The following is a 15989-nucleotide window of genomic DNA, read 5'->3' as shown; positions in this document are numbered from 1 at the left end:
CCTCTGGAAGGCCTATTTCATTAGAATAATTTGGTTGCCATGCTGGCCCGGAGTGGTGCTTAGTGGCGCAACTCCTTCTCTGCTACTGCTCTGCCAAATACTTTTGCTACCCACCTTGGCAGAAAAACAGAGCCCAGTAGCAGGTAAGGGTAATAGGTAATTAAACGGTATAACACTACCACAATAGTACTGAAGCGCCCCAGGAAGCTGCCGAAAAAGCTCGGGAAAGCCATTTCTACAATACCTGCCCCACCCGGAGTTATCGCCACAAGCATTACAATCCAGAAGATAAGGTTGCGCGACAAAATGAGCATATGCTCTCCAATTGTTACATCAGTAAAGGCAGCGATCAGGCAGTTGAGAAGGAAATAACGGGCGCTCCACACAAACACGGTAGAGATAATGGCACGGGCCCAGTAGTTGAAATCTTTGCCTTTGAGCTGCTGTGATGCCCACATAATTTCGTTGCCATGCTGAAAAGCATTTACCCGCCATCTGCGCAGAAAACCCCAGGAGGTTACTTTTAGCAGAAGCCACTTAAACGCTCGAGGCCTTACAAACAGCGCATAGATCATGATGAGGGTATACACAGCAATAAGTACATAGCTAATGTAAAAAGCCATTTGCAAGTTCGCCGCAAAAGAAGGCTCCAGATCGAAAGTGGGGAAAACCTGCCCTTGTGTAGCTAGCAGCACCAGCGGCGCCGCCACAATAAAAAACATGTTGTCGAGCACAGCCGTGAACATGACATAAGCCAGCGACTTACCAAGGGGTATGCCTTCTTTGTTCAGGATAATAGTAGCTACAGCAGTACCACCTACCACCGAGGGTGTTATAGCCGAAGCGAACTCCCAGAGCATAATTACATCCAGGCTGTTGCGCCAGGTCAAAAACTTATCGGTGAGGCTCCTGATGCGGTACATGTAGCCCAGGTCGCGGATAATGAGCACGAGCACGGCGGCGAGAAGCCAGCCTGGGTGCGCCTGCGTTATGCCCTTCAGCTCGCTCAGCCGATCGTCCTTAATAAAAAGCCAGGCTGTAGCCGCCAGACCAAGCAAAACCGGGATCAGGACTTTAACAGGGCTGAAACTCTTGAGTATTGTCTTTTTATTCTGGTCCATGTAGGTGTAGTGGTCACCTGCCTACGACAGCAACTACTTGTAAGTGGCAGGCAAAGAAACTAAAAGATTCTGATTTGAGAAACACTGGCTACCCAGCAGTTTTACAGTATAACGTGTTCCTACAAGCGCAGTTCTGTTACTTGGTTTGCTTCTCCCGCTGCTACCTTAAGTACAAAGTCGTTAAAGCCATCGCCAACTTCTACGCCTATCAGGTTGAGCTGCAGCATTTCCAGTATGGCCAGGAAGTTAAAAATCATACCAATTTTATTAGGAAAAGCGGAAATAACTTCTGAAAAAGACATGCTTTGACGTGCTTTTATTGCCTGCAGGATATACTCTTTTTGGTCTTCGATGGTATAGGGATAGGTAATAACGGTGTGCCGGGGGTGGTTCTGCTCCTCTTCAAAGCGACGCATTACTTTGTCGAACACGCGCATAATCTTGTAAAGACTCAGGTCCTGCAACTCATACTCGAAGTGGTTGGCATTGGCAATCTGCTGCAGCTCCTCGTTTATGTTACCACGGTTTTCCTGGGCCAGGCGTTGCTCCTCCATGGTGCTGAGGTCGGGTATAATGTCTTTAAACCGTTTGTACTCGAGCAGGTGCTGCACCAGCTCCTGGCGCGGATCAATTTCGTTGCCTTCTTCGTCTTTTTCGGTGCGCGGCAGCAGCATTTTGGCCTTAATGCGCATAAGTGTAGCCGCCGTCAGAATAAAATCGCTGGCGACCTCAATGTTCAGCTTTTCCAGTTGCCGTATGTAGCCTACAAACTCATTTGTTATCTGGAAGATAGGAATATCATGAATGTCCAGTTCGTCACGTTCAATAAAAAAGAGCAACAGGTCGAACGGCCCCTCAAACAACGGTAATTTTATCTCGAAACTCACCTATATAGCTTTTATTTAAGCGTAACATGCTACACTTGCTACAAAAATAAGTAATTTCAGTATAACGGTAGCAACCGGCTCTCGTAACAGTGGGAGTTCTTTTAAAATTCAGGATTTAAACTATTATGCCACAAGGCCTGTATACTTTAACATTTGTTAGCCAAAAGCTACTGAAACACATTGCTTTGGCCGGCCGGATTAAAAAGTACTGCAAGAGGAAAGACAGTTTTAAGAATGGCATATTGTTAAATTTATTTAACTTTACATTTTGACTATAAAAGTAGATTACTGCCATACAAACGAAGCCTGCCCAGCGCAAACTTTTGCTGAAATTATTTGTTAGCAGTCTATAAAGACAATTCTATGATTCTTAAACCAGGAGAGCTGCTTGCCTCCATAGACAAACCTGCCGACCTCAGGAAACTGAAGGAGGAGCAATTGTTGCAAGTATGTCAGGAGCTGCGCCAATATATCATAGACGTGGTTTCCATTCATGGCGGGCATTTTGGTGCCAGCCTGGGTGTGGTAGAGCTCACAACAGCGCTCCATTATGTTTTTAACACACCTTACGATCAGTTGATATGGGATGTGGGCCACCAGGCTTACGGCCATAAGATCTTAACTGGTCGCAGAGATATTTTTCATACAAACCGCAAATACGGCGGCCTTTCCGGCTTTCCTAAACGCAAAGAGAGCGAGTACGATGCCTTTGGCGTAGGCCATTCCAGCACCTCCATTTCAGCAGCCCTGGGCATGGCGGTAGCCTCGCAGTACAAAGGCGAAAACAAACGACAGCATATAGCTGTAATCGGGGATGGCGCTATGACCGGCGGCATGGCCTTTGAAGCACTTAACCATGCTGGCGTAGCCAACGCCAACCTGCTGGTAGTGCTCAACGACAACTGCATGAGCATAGACCCCAATGTAGGTGCCCTCCGCGAATACCTCACCGATATTACCACCTCCCGCACCTATAATAAAATGCGGGATGAAATATGGAACATACTCGGTAAAATAAGCAAGTTCGGTCCTAATGCCCAGCAAATACTGTCTAAGGTAGAAAGCGGCGTAAAGGCGGCTCTTATGAAACAGAGTAACCTGTTCGAAGGCATGAACTTCCGCTACTTCGGACCTATAGATGGACACGACATCCACCATATGACTTCTGTCCTCAACGACCTGAAGCATATACCAGGACCTAAAATACTGCATGTTCTGACGACCAAGGGCAAAGGCTTTGCCCAGGCCGAGAAAGAACAAACTAAATGGCATGCACCTGGCCTGTTTGATAAAATTACAGGCGAAATATACAAGAAGCAGTACGACACACCTCAGGCTCCTAAGTACCAGGATGTATTCGGCCACACCATTGTAGAGCTGGCCGAGCAGAACCCGAAGGTAATGGGTGTAACACCTGCCATGCCATCTGGCTGCTCGCTCAATATCATGATGAAGGCCATGCCTGATCGTGCTTTTGATGTAGGCATTGCCGAGCAACATGCGGTTACGTTTTCTGCAGGCCTGGCTACACAAGGTCTTATTCCGTTTTGCAACATCTACAGCACGTTTATGCAGCGTGGCTACGACCAAGTAGTGCACGATGTGTGCCTGCAGAACCTCCCGGTGGTTTTCTGTCTCGACCGCGCAGGTTTTGCAGGAGCAGATGGCCCTACACATCACGGTGCTTACGACATTGCATTTATGCGGTGCATTCCGAACATGGTAGTTTCGGCTCCCATGAATGAGCAGGAATTACGCAACCTTATGTTTACAGCCACTCAGGAAGGGGCAGGACCATTTACCATTCGGTACCCACGTGGCGAAGGTGTAATGCCACAGTGGCGCACCCCGCTGGAGGCAATTGAGATTGGGAAAGGCCGCACCGTACAGGAAGGCGAAGAAGTAGCTTTGCTTACCTTTGGCCATATTGGCAATTATGCGGTAAGCGTTTGCCAAAAGCTAAGCTTCGAAGGTATTACGCCTGGTCATTACGACATGCGTTTTGCCAAACCACTAGATGAGGAGCTGCTGCACCACATCTTTAGCAAATACGACAAAGTAATAACCGTTGAAGATGGCTGTCTGCAAGGTGGTTTTGGCAGTGCCGTGTTAGAGTTTATGGTCGATAATGGCTATACCGCCCAGGTAAAACGCCTTGGCATGCCCGATAAAATATTTGAGCATGGCTCACAGGAAGAACTGCACCACGAAGCTGGTTTCGACCCTGCTGCCATTGAAGCAGCAGTACGGGAATTGGTGGCCGCTCGTGTAAAAATTAAAATCTAAAAACATAATTATAAGAGCTTATAAAGCTTTGACTGAGTTATAAACTAACCAGAACCGCCAGCACTGCAGAAGTGCTGGCGGTTCTGGTTTTAGGAAAGGCACTGTTGGTACCCAGAGGTAGAAAGCCATTTTTTCCCTCCGGAAGGCCATTTTCATTAGCAGAATTCTGTCTGAAGCTGGCAAAGCTCAGGATGAGTCCATAGCAGTAACCTGCAAGAGGCTCCTGCTATTTCTGCAGAAATCTTTTTAATTTACACTTTCAAGAACATCACCACTATGGAAAACAAAACCTACTCCGACACTGGCTCAGGCCATACCATTGTATTTCTGCATGGCTTCTGCGAGAGCAAGCAGGTGTGGGAGGCTTTTACGCAGCCCCTGCAACAACACTTCCGCGTGATAGCCCTCGATTTGCCCGGCCACGGCAATAATACCCAAAACAACAGCAGCTACAGCATGGAGAGCATGGCCGAAGACGTAAAACAGCAACTCGATGAGCTGGGGGTGCAGCAATGCCTGCTGGTGGGGCACTCTATGGGCGGTTATGTAACCATGGCTTTTGCCGAAAAATACGAAGACCGACTCAAGGGCCTTTGCCTCTTCCACTCCTCCGCCCTACCCGATACCGACGAGAAAAAAGAAAACCGCAACAAGACCATAGGGTATGTAGAGCAGCATGGGGTCGATAATTTTATCAACCCGTTTATTGAACCACTGTTTTTCAGAGGCAACCGCGAAAAGTTAAAAAACGAAATTGAACTGATGAAAACCATCGGCAAACAGACTCCACAAAAAGTTATAACAGGCGCACTGGCAGCCATGCGCGACCGCCCCGATCGCACGCAGGTGCTGCAGGAGCTAGCCATACCGGTTCAGTTTATCTTTGGAAAAGAAGACGGTGCCGTACCGCTGGAAAAAGCGCTGGAGCAATGCCACCTGCCTTACAATAGCACCGTGCATTTTCTGGGCCAAACAGGCCATATGGGCATGTTTGAACGCAAAACCGAAACACAACAGGCCTTGCAGAAATTCGCCGAAACCATTTACGCGGGCAGTCAGGCATAAATGCTTTAAGGTCAGTATCATCGTTCCGTTTTTATGCACCTATAACTTTGCAGAGAGCCTCTACCCCCAGAAGCATTTTACCCACCATTGTGTTTTCGCAGTTTGCCGGCACCTCTCTGTGGTTTGCCGGCAACGCGGTGCTGCCGGAACTACAACAGGCTATGAACCTGCAGGATGCAGCGCTGGGTCCACTGACATCCGCCGTGCAGCTGGGGTTTATTTTCGGTACGCTGTTCTTTGCCTTTTTTTCGTTGGCCGACAGAATTTCTCCAAGACTCCTGTTTCTGCTCTGCGCGCTGCTCGGCGCTGGCGCCAATGCGCTGGTGCCGGTCGTTGCCGGTAGCCTGGCAAGTGTGTTGGTGCTACGCGCGCTTACAGGTTTCCTGCTGGCAGGCATCTACCCGGTTGGTATGAAGATAGCGGCTGGCTGGTACAGCCAGGGTCTGGGCAGAGCTATTGGTTACCTGGTGGGGGCACTGGTGGTGGGCACAGCCTTTCCGCATTTCTTAAGGGCCTTTGATACGTTACTTCCCTGGCGCATGCTCCTGCTATTGGTAAGCGGACTGGCAGCTACCGGTGGTATACTCATGTATGCATTCGTTCCTGACGGGCCTTACCTTAAAAAGGGCGCTGCTTTCAAGGCTGCTAACCTGCTGCTCGCTTTCCGCGATCGGGCGTTTCGTAATGCTGCCTTTGGTTATTTCGGGCACATGTGGGAGTTGTATACACTCTGGGCATTTGCTCCTTTTATTATTGCTTTTGCATTGCCGCACCTGCCGGCGGAGCAGGTTTCTATGTGGAGCTTTGCCGTAATAGCCGCCGGCGCTATTGGCTGTGTGGGCGGAGGTTATTTGTCACAAAGCTGGGGGAGCAGCAAAGTAGCTTTCTGGCAGCTTCTGCTGTCGGGCTTGTGCTGCCTGCTATCGGTGGTGGTGCTACAGGCCCAGGCCCCAGTACTCATCCTGCTGTTTTTGCTGGCTTGGGGTGTAGTGGCGGCCGGAGACTCACCACAGCTTTCTACGCTTACAGCCCAAACAGCTCCGATTCACCTGGTTGGTACCGCCATTACGGTGGTCATTTCTATCGGCTTTGCCATTACCATTGGCAGCATACAGCTGATGGCGCACCTGCTCAGGTCATTTCCGCCGCATGCTGTTTTACCTATATTGGCTATTGGCCCTGTTTTGGGCCTGCTCTCACTTCGCCACCTGCTCTCTAAATAAAATGCCGCGCCAGCAGCAAGTATCCTTTGGTATTTGTGTGGTAGTGAGTAGCACAACCGCTTACTTCTTTTTGTCTTCCTGAAGGGATCTTGTGGGCGAGAAGTATGAGCAATAGCTGTCTTTTTGTGTTTAAGTTCGTATAGCACTTGCATAGCTGTGACAGCGGGGTGAAGCAGTTTCATTGCCTGTTTACTTGTTCTTTTTGCCTTGATACAAAAAGAACAAGTAAAATCAGGACGATTTTGTCTAAAGGGGGCACCTCCACCCCCACTCGCTGAACGCTCAAACAAAAAATTGTCAATGGGTGCACCTGGCTCAGGTATTTGCTTTGTAGCCTCCCGCTGCAAAACATTTTCTGGGATTAGCTTTCTTAAAAATTCTTCTAATGAAAAGGGCCTTCCGGAGGTAAAATAAGGACTAGTTACGCAAGGGGTGTTTTAACAGAACCGCCATACTGTTAATGCTGGCAAACCTGTACAAACGCAAAACAGCGGCTAACATTTCTGCCAGCCGCTGCTTCATTCTTTTGATTTGTGCTATACGTATTACTGGGCCTTTAGCTCCATTTTGATTCCATCTTGTCCTACCAGGCGCATCTCTTTTTCGGTGAGCTGCTCAACATCAAAATTCTCCGATACATCGTCTCCCTGAAACTGCAGCGAAAGCCGCTTAGCCGACTGATCAAACGACCAGGTGCCTGTTTGCAGCGAACCGCCGCCACCAAGGGCAAATCTGCCATCGGAGTAAAACTGCATAGTTTCCGCCTTCTCTTCTTTTGTCAGCTTTTCTTTATCGCCGGAGGCATTAAGTGATTTCTCGGCTTTCCAGGTTTTGCTGCTGTTACCCGATATCATATTTTGTGTGCCTACTTTCTCGTTTCCACCACAGCTTACCATCACCAGCATTAGCATGGCAAACAAAGTAGTATACAATTGGCTCATTCTTGATTTCAAATTTTCCATAGTTAGCAAGTTTAGTAATATAACTTTTGCCTGCAGCCACCTAAGCAGTACAGGCTGTGAGTGATTACGGGTAAAACTACGATTAAGTTAGTACGAGCACACAACTTTGCCTGAACCATACCTCATCAGAACCAACTACAAAAGTTGGCGTATTACTCAAGTATGTAACAGGACAAAACCTGTACATTTAATCGTATAATTTTGATTTAAGCTATTTTACATATGGGACTAAGTGATTTTTTTAAGAAAGGAAAAGAAGAGCCAATAAAACGTGCTCCGGCCAAAGCTCCTCAACCGGCGGCAGCTCCGGCTGCTACACAACCGGCTCCACAAGCAGCCCCACAGGCTGAAGCCCCAAAGCAGGATGTGTACACTGTTTCGGGCGGCGATTCACTCTCTAAAATTGCCAAGAAGTTTTATGGTGATGCTGGCGCCTGGAAAAAGATTTACGAAGCAAACAAAGCTACTATCGGCTCTAACCCCGACCTGATTAAACCAGGCCAGCAGTTTGTAATTCCGAGGTAAGCGCTTTGTAGCAAAACAGGCAGCGGCAGGCTCTACACATAAGAAGAGCCTGCCGCTGCCTGTTTAAATGGATTGGTGCTACTGAATTCTTCTAATTAAAATTACCTTCCAAAGCTAAAAGAGTGCAAAATACCTCTAGTGTTAGTGTAGCCTGTAGTTAAGGCCTAGCTGCAGCACACGATCCCGCTCTTTAAAGTCAGTTTCGGAAGCAGCCAGTTTGTTACTTACCCCTACCTGCAACTGCCCCACAAGCGCCGTGGTTTCAGTTAGCTTTAGCTGCAGCTCTAGTGGCAAGTAAACCGGGAAGCGCCTGTAGCTATAATTATTGTAAACTTCGTTTACGTCTTCGCCTCCTATAAAAAGCGCGCCATCTAAGTGCACCTTTGTTTTGGTTTGCAGGTGCACATTAGTGCCTATGCCTGCACCAACAGAAAACCGGTCGGTGAGCTGGTGCAGGTAAAGTGCACTAATGGCCGCCATCAGGCTTAGGTTAATCGATTTGGCATCGGCCATGGGGTTCCGGTTTGGGTCCAGCACATAAATTTCGCCGGCATGCTGCCTCCTGATGGTTGGCAAAAGCATGAGTTGTATAGCAGCTCTTTCTCCTGCCGATACTTCTGCCCAAGCTCCTACTCCTAGTTGTAGTCCTGTTTTATAGGTGTAGTCTGCTCCAGGTGCGTTCGCGACTGGTTGGCTGGCTTTAGTACTGGTTGCTACTGCGCCTGCTCTGCCTGTAAGGCCCCAGTTAAGTTGCTGTCCGTAGGTCATCACCGAAATAGTCAGGGCCAGTATGGTTAAAATCGTTCTCATCCTGCTAATTTGCTTTTACTAACCTATACCGGCTCACCTTACCGTTGAAATGCACTTCGCTCACATAAATGCCTTTTGGCATGCCTTGGAAGTTAATCATTGTGTGGTATTCGCCTGCTCCTTGTGGCAACTCTATTTTCTTGCTGTACTTCCCCTTTTCATCCGACACATACACCACCACCGGGTCGTTCCCGAGCGAACTTACATCTACATATACCATATCCTGGAAAATGGTGGGATGAACCGAAATCGCATCGGCACTGAGCAGAAGGTTCGATTTGGCTGTGATGGTGAAATTTAGGTTTTGCACTCCGGAGAAGTCTGGTTCGGGAGTTGTTGTCTGGCAACTACCTAAGGGCAGTACCAGCAGGAAGGTTACCAGGCAGTAGAGATGTTTCATAGCTGCGTTATATTTTTAAAATAAGGTACATAAAAAAGCCCACTGCACAACCTGGTGCAGTGGGCTTTTTTATGTACCTTATTTTTGACTAGAAACGCTCGTCAGCAGCGAAAAAGAAATCGCCTTCTATTTGCGCATTCTCATCAGAATCGGAACCGTGTACAGCGTTTGCCTCTATAGACTTGGCATATACCTTACGGATGGTGCCTTCTTCTGCCTGGGCAGGGTTTGTAGCGCCTATCAGCTTACGGAAATCTTCTACAGCATTGTCTTTCTCCAGAATCATGGCCACGATTGGTCCAGACGACATGTACTTTACAAGGTCGCCGTAGAACGGACGCTCTTTGTGCACTTCATAGAATTGTCCGGCACGCTCCTCAGTCAGTTGCGTTTTTTTCATCGCTACTACACGGAACCCGCCTTCTTCCATCATTTTAGTGATACCGCCAATGTGGTTTTCAGCCACTGCATCTGGCTTAATCATGGTAAATGTTTTGTTTCCTGCCATTTCTGTTATTCGTTATAATTTTTAAGTAGATACTCGTTTTGGTGCCTGCCCAATAGCGCTGCAAAAGTAGTGAATTCTACCAATAGTAACCTAGTTTTGGCGTTTACTTTACACAAAGGTAAGATGCCGGCGGGCCATAAAATAAGCGTGTAAAAGAGCCTGTAGGAGCAATTTAATTGCATTAGAAGTTATTTATTCTCAAATTTGTAACTTATTTCCTTATTAATCAGAGGAGTTATAACTGGCTGTATGCACGATATTAATGCTCTAAAAGAGCTTTTAAAAGAGCCTAAAGAGGTGATGATCACAACACACCACAAACCGGATGCCGATGCATTGGGGTCATCGCTGGGTCTGGCAGGCTACCTTAAAAAGAAAGGGCATCGCGTAACGGTGATCACCCCTTCCGATTACCCTAACTTTCTGGCCTGGATGCATGGCAACGAAGATGTGCTGGTGTACTCCGATAAGAATGACGCCCTGGTGCGCCGCATCATCTCTGAGTCGCAGGTGATTTTTTGCCTCGACTTTTCGGCTCTCTCCCGCATTAATGAAATGGGTGAGTATATTCGGCAAGCCGAAGGCAAAAAAGTACTTGTAGACCACCACCTGGAACCCGAGAACTTTGCCGACCTGGACTACTCTAACAGCGCTGCCGCCGCAACCGCCGAACTGGTATACGACCTGATTAAGGCCATGGGCGATGCCGACATGATAGATACTCAAATTGGTGAGTGCCTATACGCTGGCATTATGACCGACACCGGCTCTTTCCGCCACCCGAGCACCTCCAAAAACGTGCACCTTATTATTGCCGACCTGTTGCATATAGGAGTAAATACCTCTAACATTCACCGCCTTATTTATGACAGCTCCTCGGAACTGCGCCTGCGCTTTCTGGGTTATGCCTTAAAAGACAAGCTGGTGGTGCTACGCGAGTACAACACGGCCTATTTTGCCATTACGGCTGAAGAATTGAAGGCATACGACTCCAAAACCGGCGATACTGAAGGGCTTGTAAATTTTGCGCTGTCTATTGAAGGCATTGTGTTTGCTGCCATCATTATAGATCGGAGCCAAGCGATAAAAATGTCGTTCCGGTCGGTTGGCAATTTTTCGGTAAACGAATTTGCGCGCCAGCACTTTAGCGGAGGCGGCCACCGCAACGCGGCCGGCGGCATATCTTACGAATCGTTGGATGCCACTGTAGCAAAATTCGAGAGCCTGCTCCCACTTTATAAAAACGAACTGCTTAGCAGCAACAATTAAAACAAATAATTTTCAACCTATAAGCAATGCTATTTAAAACCAAACTTTTGTTGCCAGTTATAGCTGGTGCACTTTTGTTCCAGGCTTGTAACAAAAAAGATGAATTTCAGACTTCAGCAAACGGACTGAAATACAAAATCTATAAATTAAATGACAAAGGGGAATATGAGGCAAAAGGCAAAGTAGCCGACACCGACACCTCCGGCGCCCGCATGGGTCAGATCATCTCTTTTCATATGACTCTGAAAAATGCCGAAGACTCTGTTCTGGTAGACACACGTACTCAAAAGCCTGCTTTCCCGGCCATGCTACCTATTGTGGAGCCAAGCATGAAAGGCGGCTTAGAAGAAGCCCTGATGATGCTTTCTGACGGTGACAGTGCTGTTTTCAAGATTAATGCAGACTCTCTTTTTGCGCATACTTACAAGCAACCGCTTCCTCCATTTATAAAGCAAGGCTCTGATCTTACTTACTTTGTTAAAGTAGACCGCGTTATGAACCGCGACCAGGCCGAGGCTTACCAGCAGGAAGTAATGGAAAACATGCAGAAGCAGGAACATGCCGAAATGCTGAAAAACCTGAAATCTGATAGTGCCATGGTGGCCCAGCTGAAAACCGACAGCACCCTTATTCAGAAGTATGTACAGGAGCAGAAGTTATCTAATGTGCAAAAGTCGCCGCTTGGCGTATATTACACTGTAACACAAGCTGGCCAAGGCCCGCAGGCAGCAGCAGGTGACCTGGTATCAGTACACTACAAGCTGTCTAACCTGAGCGGTAAGCAGCTCGAAACTTCTGAAGGGAACGATCCTTTCAAATTCCCGTTAGGTCGCGGACAGGTAATTCCGGGTTGGGACGATGCCATTGCACAGCTGAAAGAAGGCAGCAAAGCTACGTTGCTTATTCCTTCGCCATTAGCTTACGGTGCACGTGAGCAAGGCCCAGACATGCCGGCCAACTCTATCCTGCGCTTCGATATTGAGCTAGTTGATGTAGAGAAACAATAAATACTTTTTTAATATGCGTGTATTATCCCTTTTAACCAATACCAGCCAGAAAAGCATTTTACTAAAAGCGCTCTTCTTTCTACTTGTTGCTGCTTCCTTTTCGGCATGTAAAGAGCCTCAAAATCCTTATGTGTTCGATACTGAAGGACAGAAGATAAAAGATGAGCAGGTGATCCGGCAGTATTTCAGGGCGAACAATGTAGATACAACCAAGGTTGTAAGAACCGAAAGCGGGCTTTATTACCTGAACATTACACCCGGTACAGGCGACCTGCTCAAGGTAGGCGACATAGCTGATGTGCATTATATTGGAAGGAACATATACGGCAATGAGTTTGATAACTCCTATAACCGTGGTTCATCTTTTAGTGTAACAGTAGGAGCAACTGGGCCTAATGGAGTAATTCAAGGTTGGAATGAAGGTCTGCAACTAATGAAACCAGGAGAAGAAGCCTTTTTGTATATTCCTTCTCATTTAGGCTATGGCCCTCGTGGCTACAGCTCTATTCCAGGCAACGCGGTGCTCATATTTGAGATGAAGGTATTGAGAAAGCGGTAGTACAACATATTTAAAATCAAAAAGAAGAGGCTGCTCCTGGAGTGGCCTCTTCTTTTTTTTTGCGGCCTCTGTTGAAGCAATCATGTCAATTGGTGCCTTCCCCCCTCTCCTACTCCGACAGCACCTCCGAGAGTACGGCCAGCGATTTAATTTCGCCCAACTTCTCTACGTGCAGCTGGTAATACCGGATTAGCACCGAGAGGAGCTCCCGCCTTACTTTACCGTTTGGAATACCTGCCTGATTGGGAGTTCGCATTAACTGATCGAAGAAGGTTTCGTAAACCTGCAGCGCCAGCACGGTAGGCGCATTTGCTGCTCCTGCTGCATGCGATGAAAAAGCCACCTGCTCTACGATTTCGGCACCGGAGCTCGGGCCAAAGCCCAGGTGGTGGCTCAGTTGCAACAAAAACACCAGGTGAAAATTCTCGAAACCAGTTTGCAGCTCATCAAAATGAATGATGGACTGGTACAAAAAAGCAAACAGCGACGGATTCTCTTCTTCCTCCTTTACCGTGCGCGATACCATTTCTGAGAGAAAAAGCAAAATGCTGCTTTTCCGGATGTCGAAAGGAATGGAGATGAAAGGATATGCCGACCTGTATTCAGAAATGCGTGTTATTCCGCCCTTGTGCGAGGTGTACACCACCATATCGAGCAAGGTGAAGGCCTGAAACAAGGCGATGCGGGAGCCGCTGTTTTTTTTGCGCACACTGTTTACGATGTACGACTGCACACCCAGCTGCTCTGTGTATATTTTAGCGATAATGGAGGTTTCCCGGAACCGGATATAATTCAGGACAATACCTCTAGTTTTAACCAGCATTTATTCGAGTACGGCTATTTTACTGATGCAGGCTTGCGCACCATCACGATCGGAGCTCATAACTAGGTATACGCCCGCTTTTACTCGCTTGCCATTGTAGCTACGTCCGTCCCAGGTTACAGTGCCGCCGGTGGCCTGTGTTTTGTACACCAGCGAACCTGCCACATCGGTTATACGCACACTTGCATTGTTTGGCAGTCCCGAAATACCAATAAGACCACTAAAGCTGCGCTCTACCGGGTTTGGGAAAACAGTGGCACAATTTGGAGTACCTTCGGTAATAGTGGCACCTGCGCTGTAAGACACTATTCCGGCATCGGTGGCCACAAACACCTGGCCGGTTTTATGCTCCACCGCCACCGACAGCACTTTGTCTGATGGGAGCGGGCTGTTTTGAGCTGTAAAATGATGCACCAGGCTATCGCCATCAGGAGAAAAGAGCCAGAGCCCGTTATCGGTTCCCATCCATTTGCGGTTGGCTCCATCTACTGCAATAGAGCGCACGGTCTGTCCATCTAAAAGAGGCCTTCTGTTAATAATCGGAATGTAGGCATCAAAAGTCTGGTTCGAAAAAATGGTGCGGGGATCCGTGTTGTAGAAAACACCTACACCGGCAGCAGTTCCTATCCAGATTGCGCCATCCAGGTCTTTGGCCATGCTGTATATAAAACCATCGGGCAAACCTCCCGTGCCTGCTCCCGTCGAAACGTGTCTTCGCTCATTGGTTTGGCTGTTAAAAACATAGAGGCCAGCTTGGGTAAAAACACGCCTGGTTATGGAAAGCCACTTGTTGCCGTAGTCGTCTACGAGCAACTGGTCGAACCGCGAGGCATCCGGAACCTGCAGGTTAAACGCCTCCCAGCGCCCATCAGGGTAAAGTGCATGTAGGCTAGGTTCTCCAACCTGGTGGTTTCTGTTCGTAACCCATAATACACCCTCCCGGTCAACGCCAAGGTCCGTAACACGCACATACTGTGTTTTATCTTCGGCACTGCTGGCACTTACCAGGGTGCTGTTATGCCCGTTATAAAGCTTAGATTGCCCTAAGCCATTCCACTCCAGCAAGCCATTGCCAAAGCTGCCAAAGTACATTTTGTCTGTAACTGGGTTGTAGACGGCAGTTACCAGATCTTTTCCGCCAGGATATTGGTTTCTATCGGGATATATATAGCTGTTGAAGTTTTTCCACTCCCCGTTTCGGTACTCGAAAAAGCCATCGTATAGCTCGCTCTGCAAGTAAGACTCGCTATAGCCTCCGCTCAACACATACACCAGGCCATTTACAGCATATACTCTGAAGCTATTACCAGAGTAAGGGCCATTGGGAGCAAAAGCAGCCAGTTCTGCTCCTGTTACAGAACTTTTCACGAGACCGTTTATACCATCTGCCACCCACAAGTTATTTCCTTCGCCTACAAGTGCTTCCTGCGGTACACGCAGGAGATCGTTCGTTACCGTAGTGCTTTCGCCAGCAGTATTCAGTAGCATAACTCCGGCACCAGCTGTTGCTACCAGGTAGGTTGCTGTTGCCCTTAAACTGCGGAGATCTGTAACCGGAGCGGTAGCTATTGGCACCCAGGTATTGCCGCCCCACCTGAACAAACCGTTTTCGGCAGTTCCGGCTACCACGCTGTTGTTAAACGATACAACAGTTGTGGCCACTCCTTGCCAGGGCAACCCATTATTGTGGCTTTTCCAATTGTTGAAATCCAGCAGGTTGGTGCCACTTAGCTTTGCGGCAAGTACTCCTTTGTCTGAAGCTATGTAAATGCTGTCTCTTAGAATGGTCGTGGCTGTTACATCCAACATTTCGCCAGCTGGGCCCAGGTTACTGTAGGTATCCCGTATCTCCAGCTTTACCAGGTCCAACACCACTACTCCAAAGCTGCAGGAAATGTAAGCCAGTTTATTATGAATATAAATATGCCGTATAGTCTTTTCGCCGGCAATTGTTTTCCTGAAAATATCGCTGATGTTAATGATGCGGTTGCCGCGCAGTAAATCGATGTTGGTATTGGTGTAGGCGATTACCAGGGTTTTGGTATCGTTGTCGTAGCGCAGCGAACTGATGCGTTGCTCGCTTAAGCCATCGACTTTGGAGAGCGTTTGGACGGAGTTAAACTCCTTATCGAGAAAGAAAAGGCCTCTTTCGGTGGCGCAATATACGTAATCTGGCGTTTCGGCAATGGCTCTTCCCTGCTGATACGGCACATGCACCTGCCAGGCTCCTATGGCTAACCTACTTTGCGCCTGCAATGCGCCAGAGCTGCCAAACAGCAGGCTAAGGAGCATGAGCACCTGAAACGGGAGCCGGAGCAAGGGCCTAACTTTAGTATTCAGTAAAAATTTCTTCATCTCTGGTTCTGGCTGCGTAATATCTGCTCAGCAGGATTCCTGGCCTGGCTACTGCTTAAAAAGCATGCGCATACTTTGGCTTGTGCCCCTTGCCATGCAGAACCTTTTTTGCACTTCTAAAGGTAAACATGTTCTGCCTGAAATGGTAAATGCATCAGCACAAATAATTTACAAGGCCGCCCAAGTAGA

The 15989-nt window shown here is 48.0% G+C and carries 15 protein-coding genes; 7 read left to right on the top strand and 8 right to left on the bottom strand.

The window, feature by feature from the left end; translation table 11 throughout:
• Positions 1-59 precede the first annotated feature (59 nt).
• Complete coding sequence (locus tag ACMA1I_RS01135) at positions 60-1121, bottom strand: lysylphosphatidylglycerol synthase transmembrane domain-containing protein (protein ID WP_337066390.1); 1062 nt, start codon at positions 1119-1121, stop codon at positions 60-62.
• Between the two features lie 119 nt (positions 1122-1240).
• Positions 1241-2008: a segregation and condensation protein A gene (locus ACMA1I_RS01130; RefSeq protein WP_337066389.1), complete on the bottom strand. Its 768-nt coding sequence runs from the start codon at positions 2006-2008 to the stop codon at positions 1241-1243.
• A gap of 363 nt (positions 2009-2371) precedes the next feature.
• Here ACMA1I_RS01130 and dxs point away from each other — a divergent pair, with 363 nt between their 5' ends.
• The 3 genes from dxs to ACMA1I_RS01115 all read left to right on the top strand — a co-directional run bounded on the left by dxs (position 2372) and on the right by ACMA1I_RS01115 (position 6582).
• Positions 2372-4294: a 1-deoxy-D-xylulose-5-phosphate synthase gene (gene dxs, locus ACMA1I_RS01125; protein WP_337066388.1), complete on the top strand. Its 1923-nt coding sequence runs from the start codon at positions 2372-2374 to the stop codon at positions 4292-4294.
• 276 nt (positions 4295-4570) lie between these two features.
• On the top strand, positions 4571-5359 hold the full coding sequence (locus ACMA1I_RS01120; RefSeq protein ID WP_337066387.1) for an alpha/beta hydrolase: 789 nt from the start codon (positions 4571-4573) through the stop codon (positions 5357-5359).
• Between the two features lie 47 nt (positions 5360-5406).
• Positions 5407-6582 carry an MFS transporter gene (locus ACMA1I_RS01115; RefSeq protein WP_337066386.1) on the top strand — a complete coding sequence of 392 codons (1176 nt, stop codon included), beginning with the start codon at positions 5407-5409 and terminating at the stop codon, positions 6580-6582.
• A gap of 545 nt (positions 6583-7127) precedes the next feature.
• On the opposite strand, the gene ACMA1I_RS01110 is transcribed toward ACMA1I_RS01115, so the two are convergent.
• Positions 7128-7544 carry a hypothetical protein gene (locus ACMA1I_RS01110; RefSeq protein ID WP_337066385.1) on the bottom strand — a complete coding sequence of 139 codons (417 nt, stop codon included), beginning with the start codon at positions 7542-7544 and terminating at the stop codon, positions 7128-7130.
• 222 nt (positions 7545-7766) lie between these two features.
• Here ACMA1I_RS01110 and ACMA1I_RS01105 point away from each other — a divergent pair, with 222 nt between their 5' ends.
• On the top strand, positions 7767-8069 hold the full coding sequence (locus ACMA1I_RS01105; protein WP_337066384.1) for a LysM peptidoglycan-binding domain-containing protein: 303 nt from the start codon (positions 7767-7769) through the stop codon (positions 8067-8069).
• Between the two features lie 141 nt (positions 8070-8210).
• Here the strand turns inward: ACMA1I_RS01105 and ACMA1I_RS01100 are convergent, their stop codons facing one another.
• The 3 genes from ACMA1I_RS01100 to ACMA1I_RS01090 form a co-directional block, all read right to left on the bottom strand.
• On the bottom strand, positions 8211-8879 hold the full coding sequence (locus ACMA1I_RS01100) for a hypothetical protein (RefSeq protein WP_337066383.1): 669 nt from the start codon (positions 8877-8879) through the stop codon (positions 8211-8213).
• 4 nt (positions 8880-8883) lie between these two features.
• Positions 8884-9279, bottom strand: coding sequence for a hypothetical protein (locus ACMA1I_RS01095; protein ID WP_337066382.1), 396 nt, complete (start codon positions 9277-9279; stop codon positions 8884-8886).
• 88 nt (positions 9280-9367) lie between these two features.
• Positions 9368-9787 carry a nucleoside-diphosphate kinase gene (locus tag ACMA1I_RS01090; protein ID WP_337066381.1) on the bottom strand — a complete coding sequence of 140 codons (420 nt, stop codon included), beginning with the start codon at positions 9785-9787 and terminating at the stop codon, positions 9368-9370.
• A gap of 249 nt (positions 9788-10036) precedes the next feature.
• Here ACMA1I_RS01090 and ACMA1I_RS01085 point away from each other — a divergent pair, with 249 nt between their 5' ends.
• Genes ACMA1I_RS01085 through ACMA1I_RS01075 form a run of 3 tightly spaced genes read left to right on the top strand, consistent with a single transcriptional unit; the run spans position 10037 to position 12622 of the window.
• Positions 10037-11056, top strand: coding sequence for a bifunctional oligoribonuclease/PAP phosphatase NrnA (locus ACMA1I_RS01085; RefSeq protein ID WP_337066380.1), 1020 nt, complete (start codon positions 10037-10039; stop codon positions 11054-11056).
• Positions 11057-11082: 26 nt separating this feature from the next.
• On the top strand, positions 11083-12063 hold the full coding sequence (locus ACMA1I_RS01080; protein WP_337066379.1) for an FKBP-type peptidyl-prolyl cis-trans isomerase: 981 nt from the start codon (positions 11083-11085) through the stop codon (positions 12061-12063).
• Positions 12064-12076: 13 nt separating this feature from the next.
• Entirely contained in the window at positions 12077-12622 is a 546-nt protein-coding gene (locus tag ACMA1I_RS01075; RefSeq protein WP_337066378.1) for an FKBP-type peptidyl-prolyl cis-trans isomerase, read from the top strand.
• Positions 12623-12731: 109 nt separating this feature from the next.
• On the opposite strand, the gene recO is transcribed toward ACMA1I_RS01075, so the two are convergent.
• Both recO and ACMA1I_RS01065 read right to left on the bottom strand, forming a co-directional pair.
• Positions 12732-13445 (bottom strand): DNA repair protein RecO, encoded by a 714-nt coding sequence (recO, locus tag ACMA1I_RS01070; protein ID WP_337066377.1) that lies wholly within the window; start codon positions 13443-13445, stop codon positions 12732-12734.
• The gene (locus tag ACMA1I_RS01065) at positions 13446-15800 is read right to left on the bottom strand and encodes a hypothetical protein (protein ID WP_337066376.1); all 2355 of its coding nucleotides are present in this window, start codon (positions 15798-15800) and stop codon (positions 13446-13448) included. It lies immediately after the preceding gene.
• Positions 15801-15989: the final 189 nt, after the last annotated feature.

Source organism: Pontibacter sp. 13R65 (genome assembly GCF_047525655.1).
In the GTDB taxonomy this organism is placed as follows: domain Bacteria; phylum Bacteroidota; class Bacteroidia; order Cytophagales; family Hymenobacteraceae; genus Pontibacter.
This window is presented reverse-complemented; position numbering and strand designations above follow the sequence as displayed.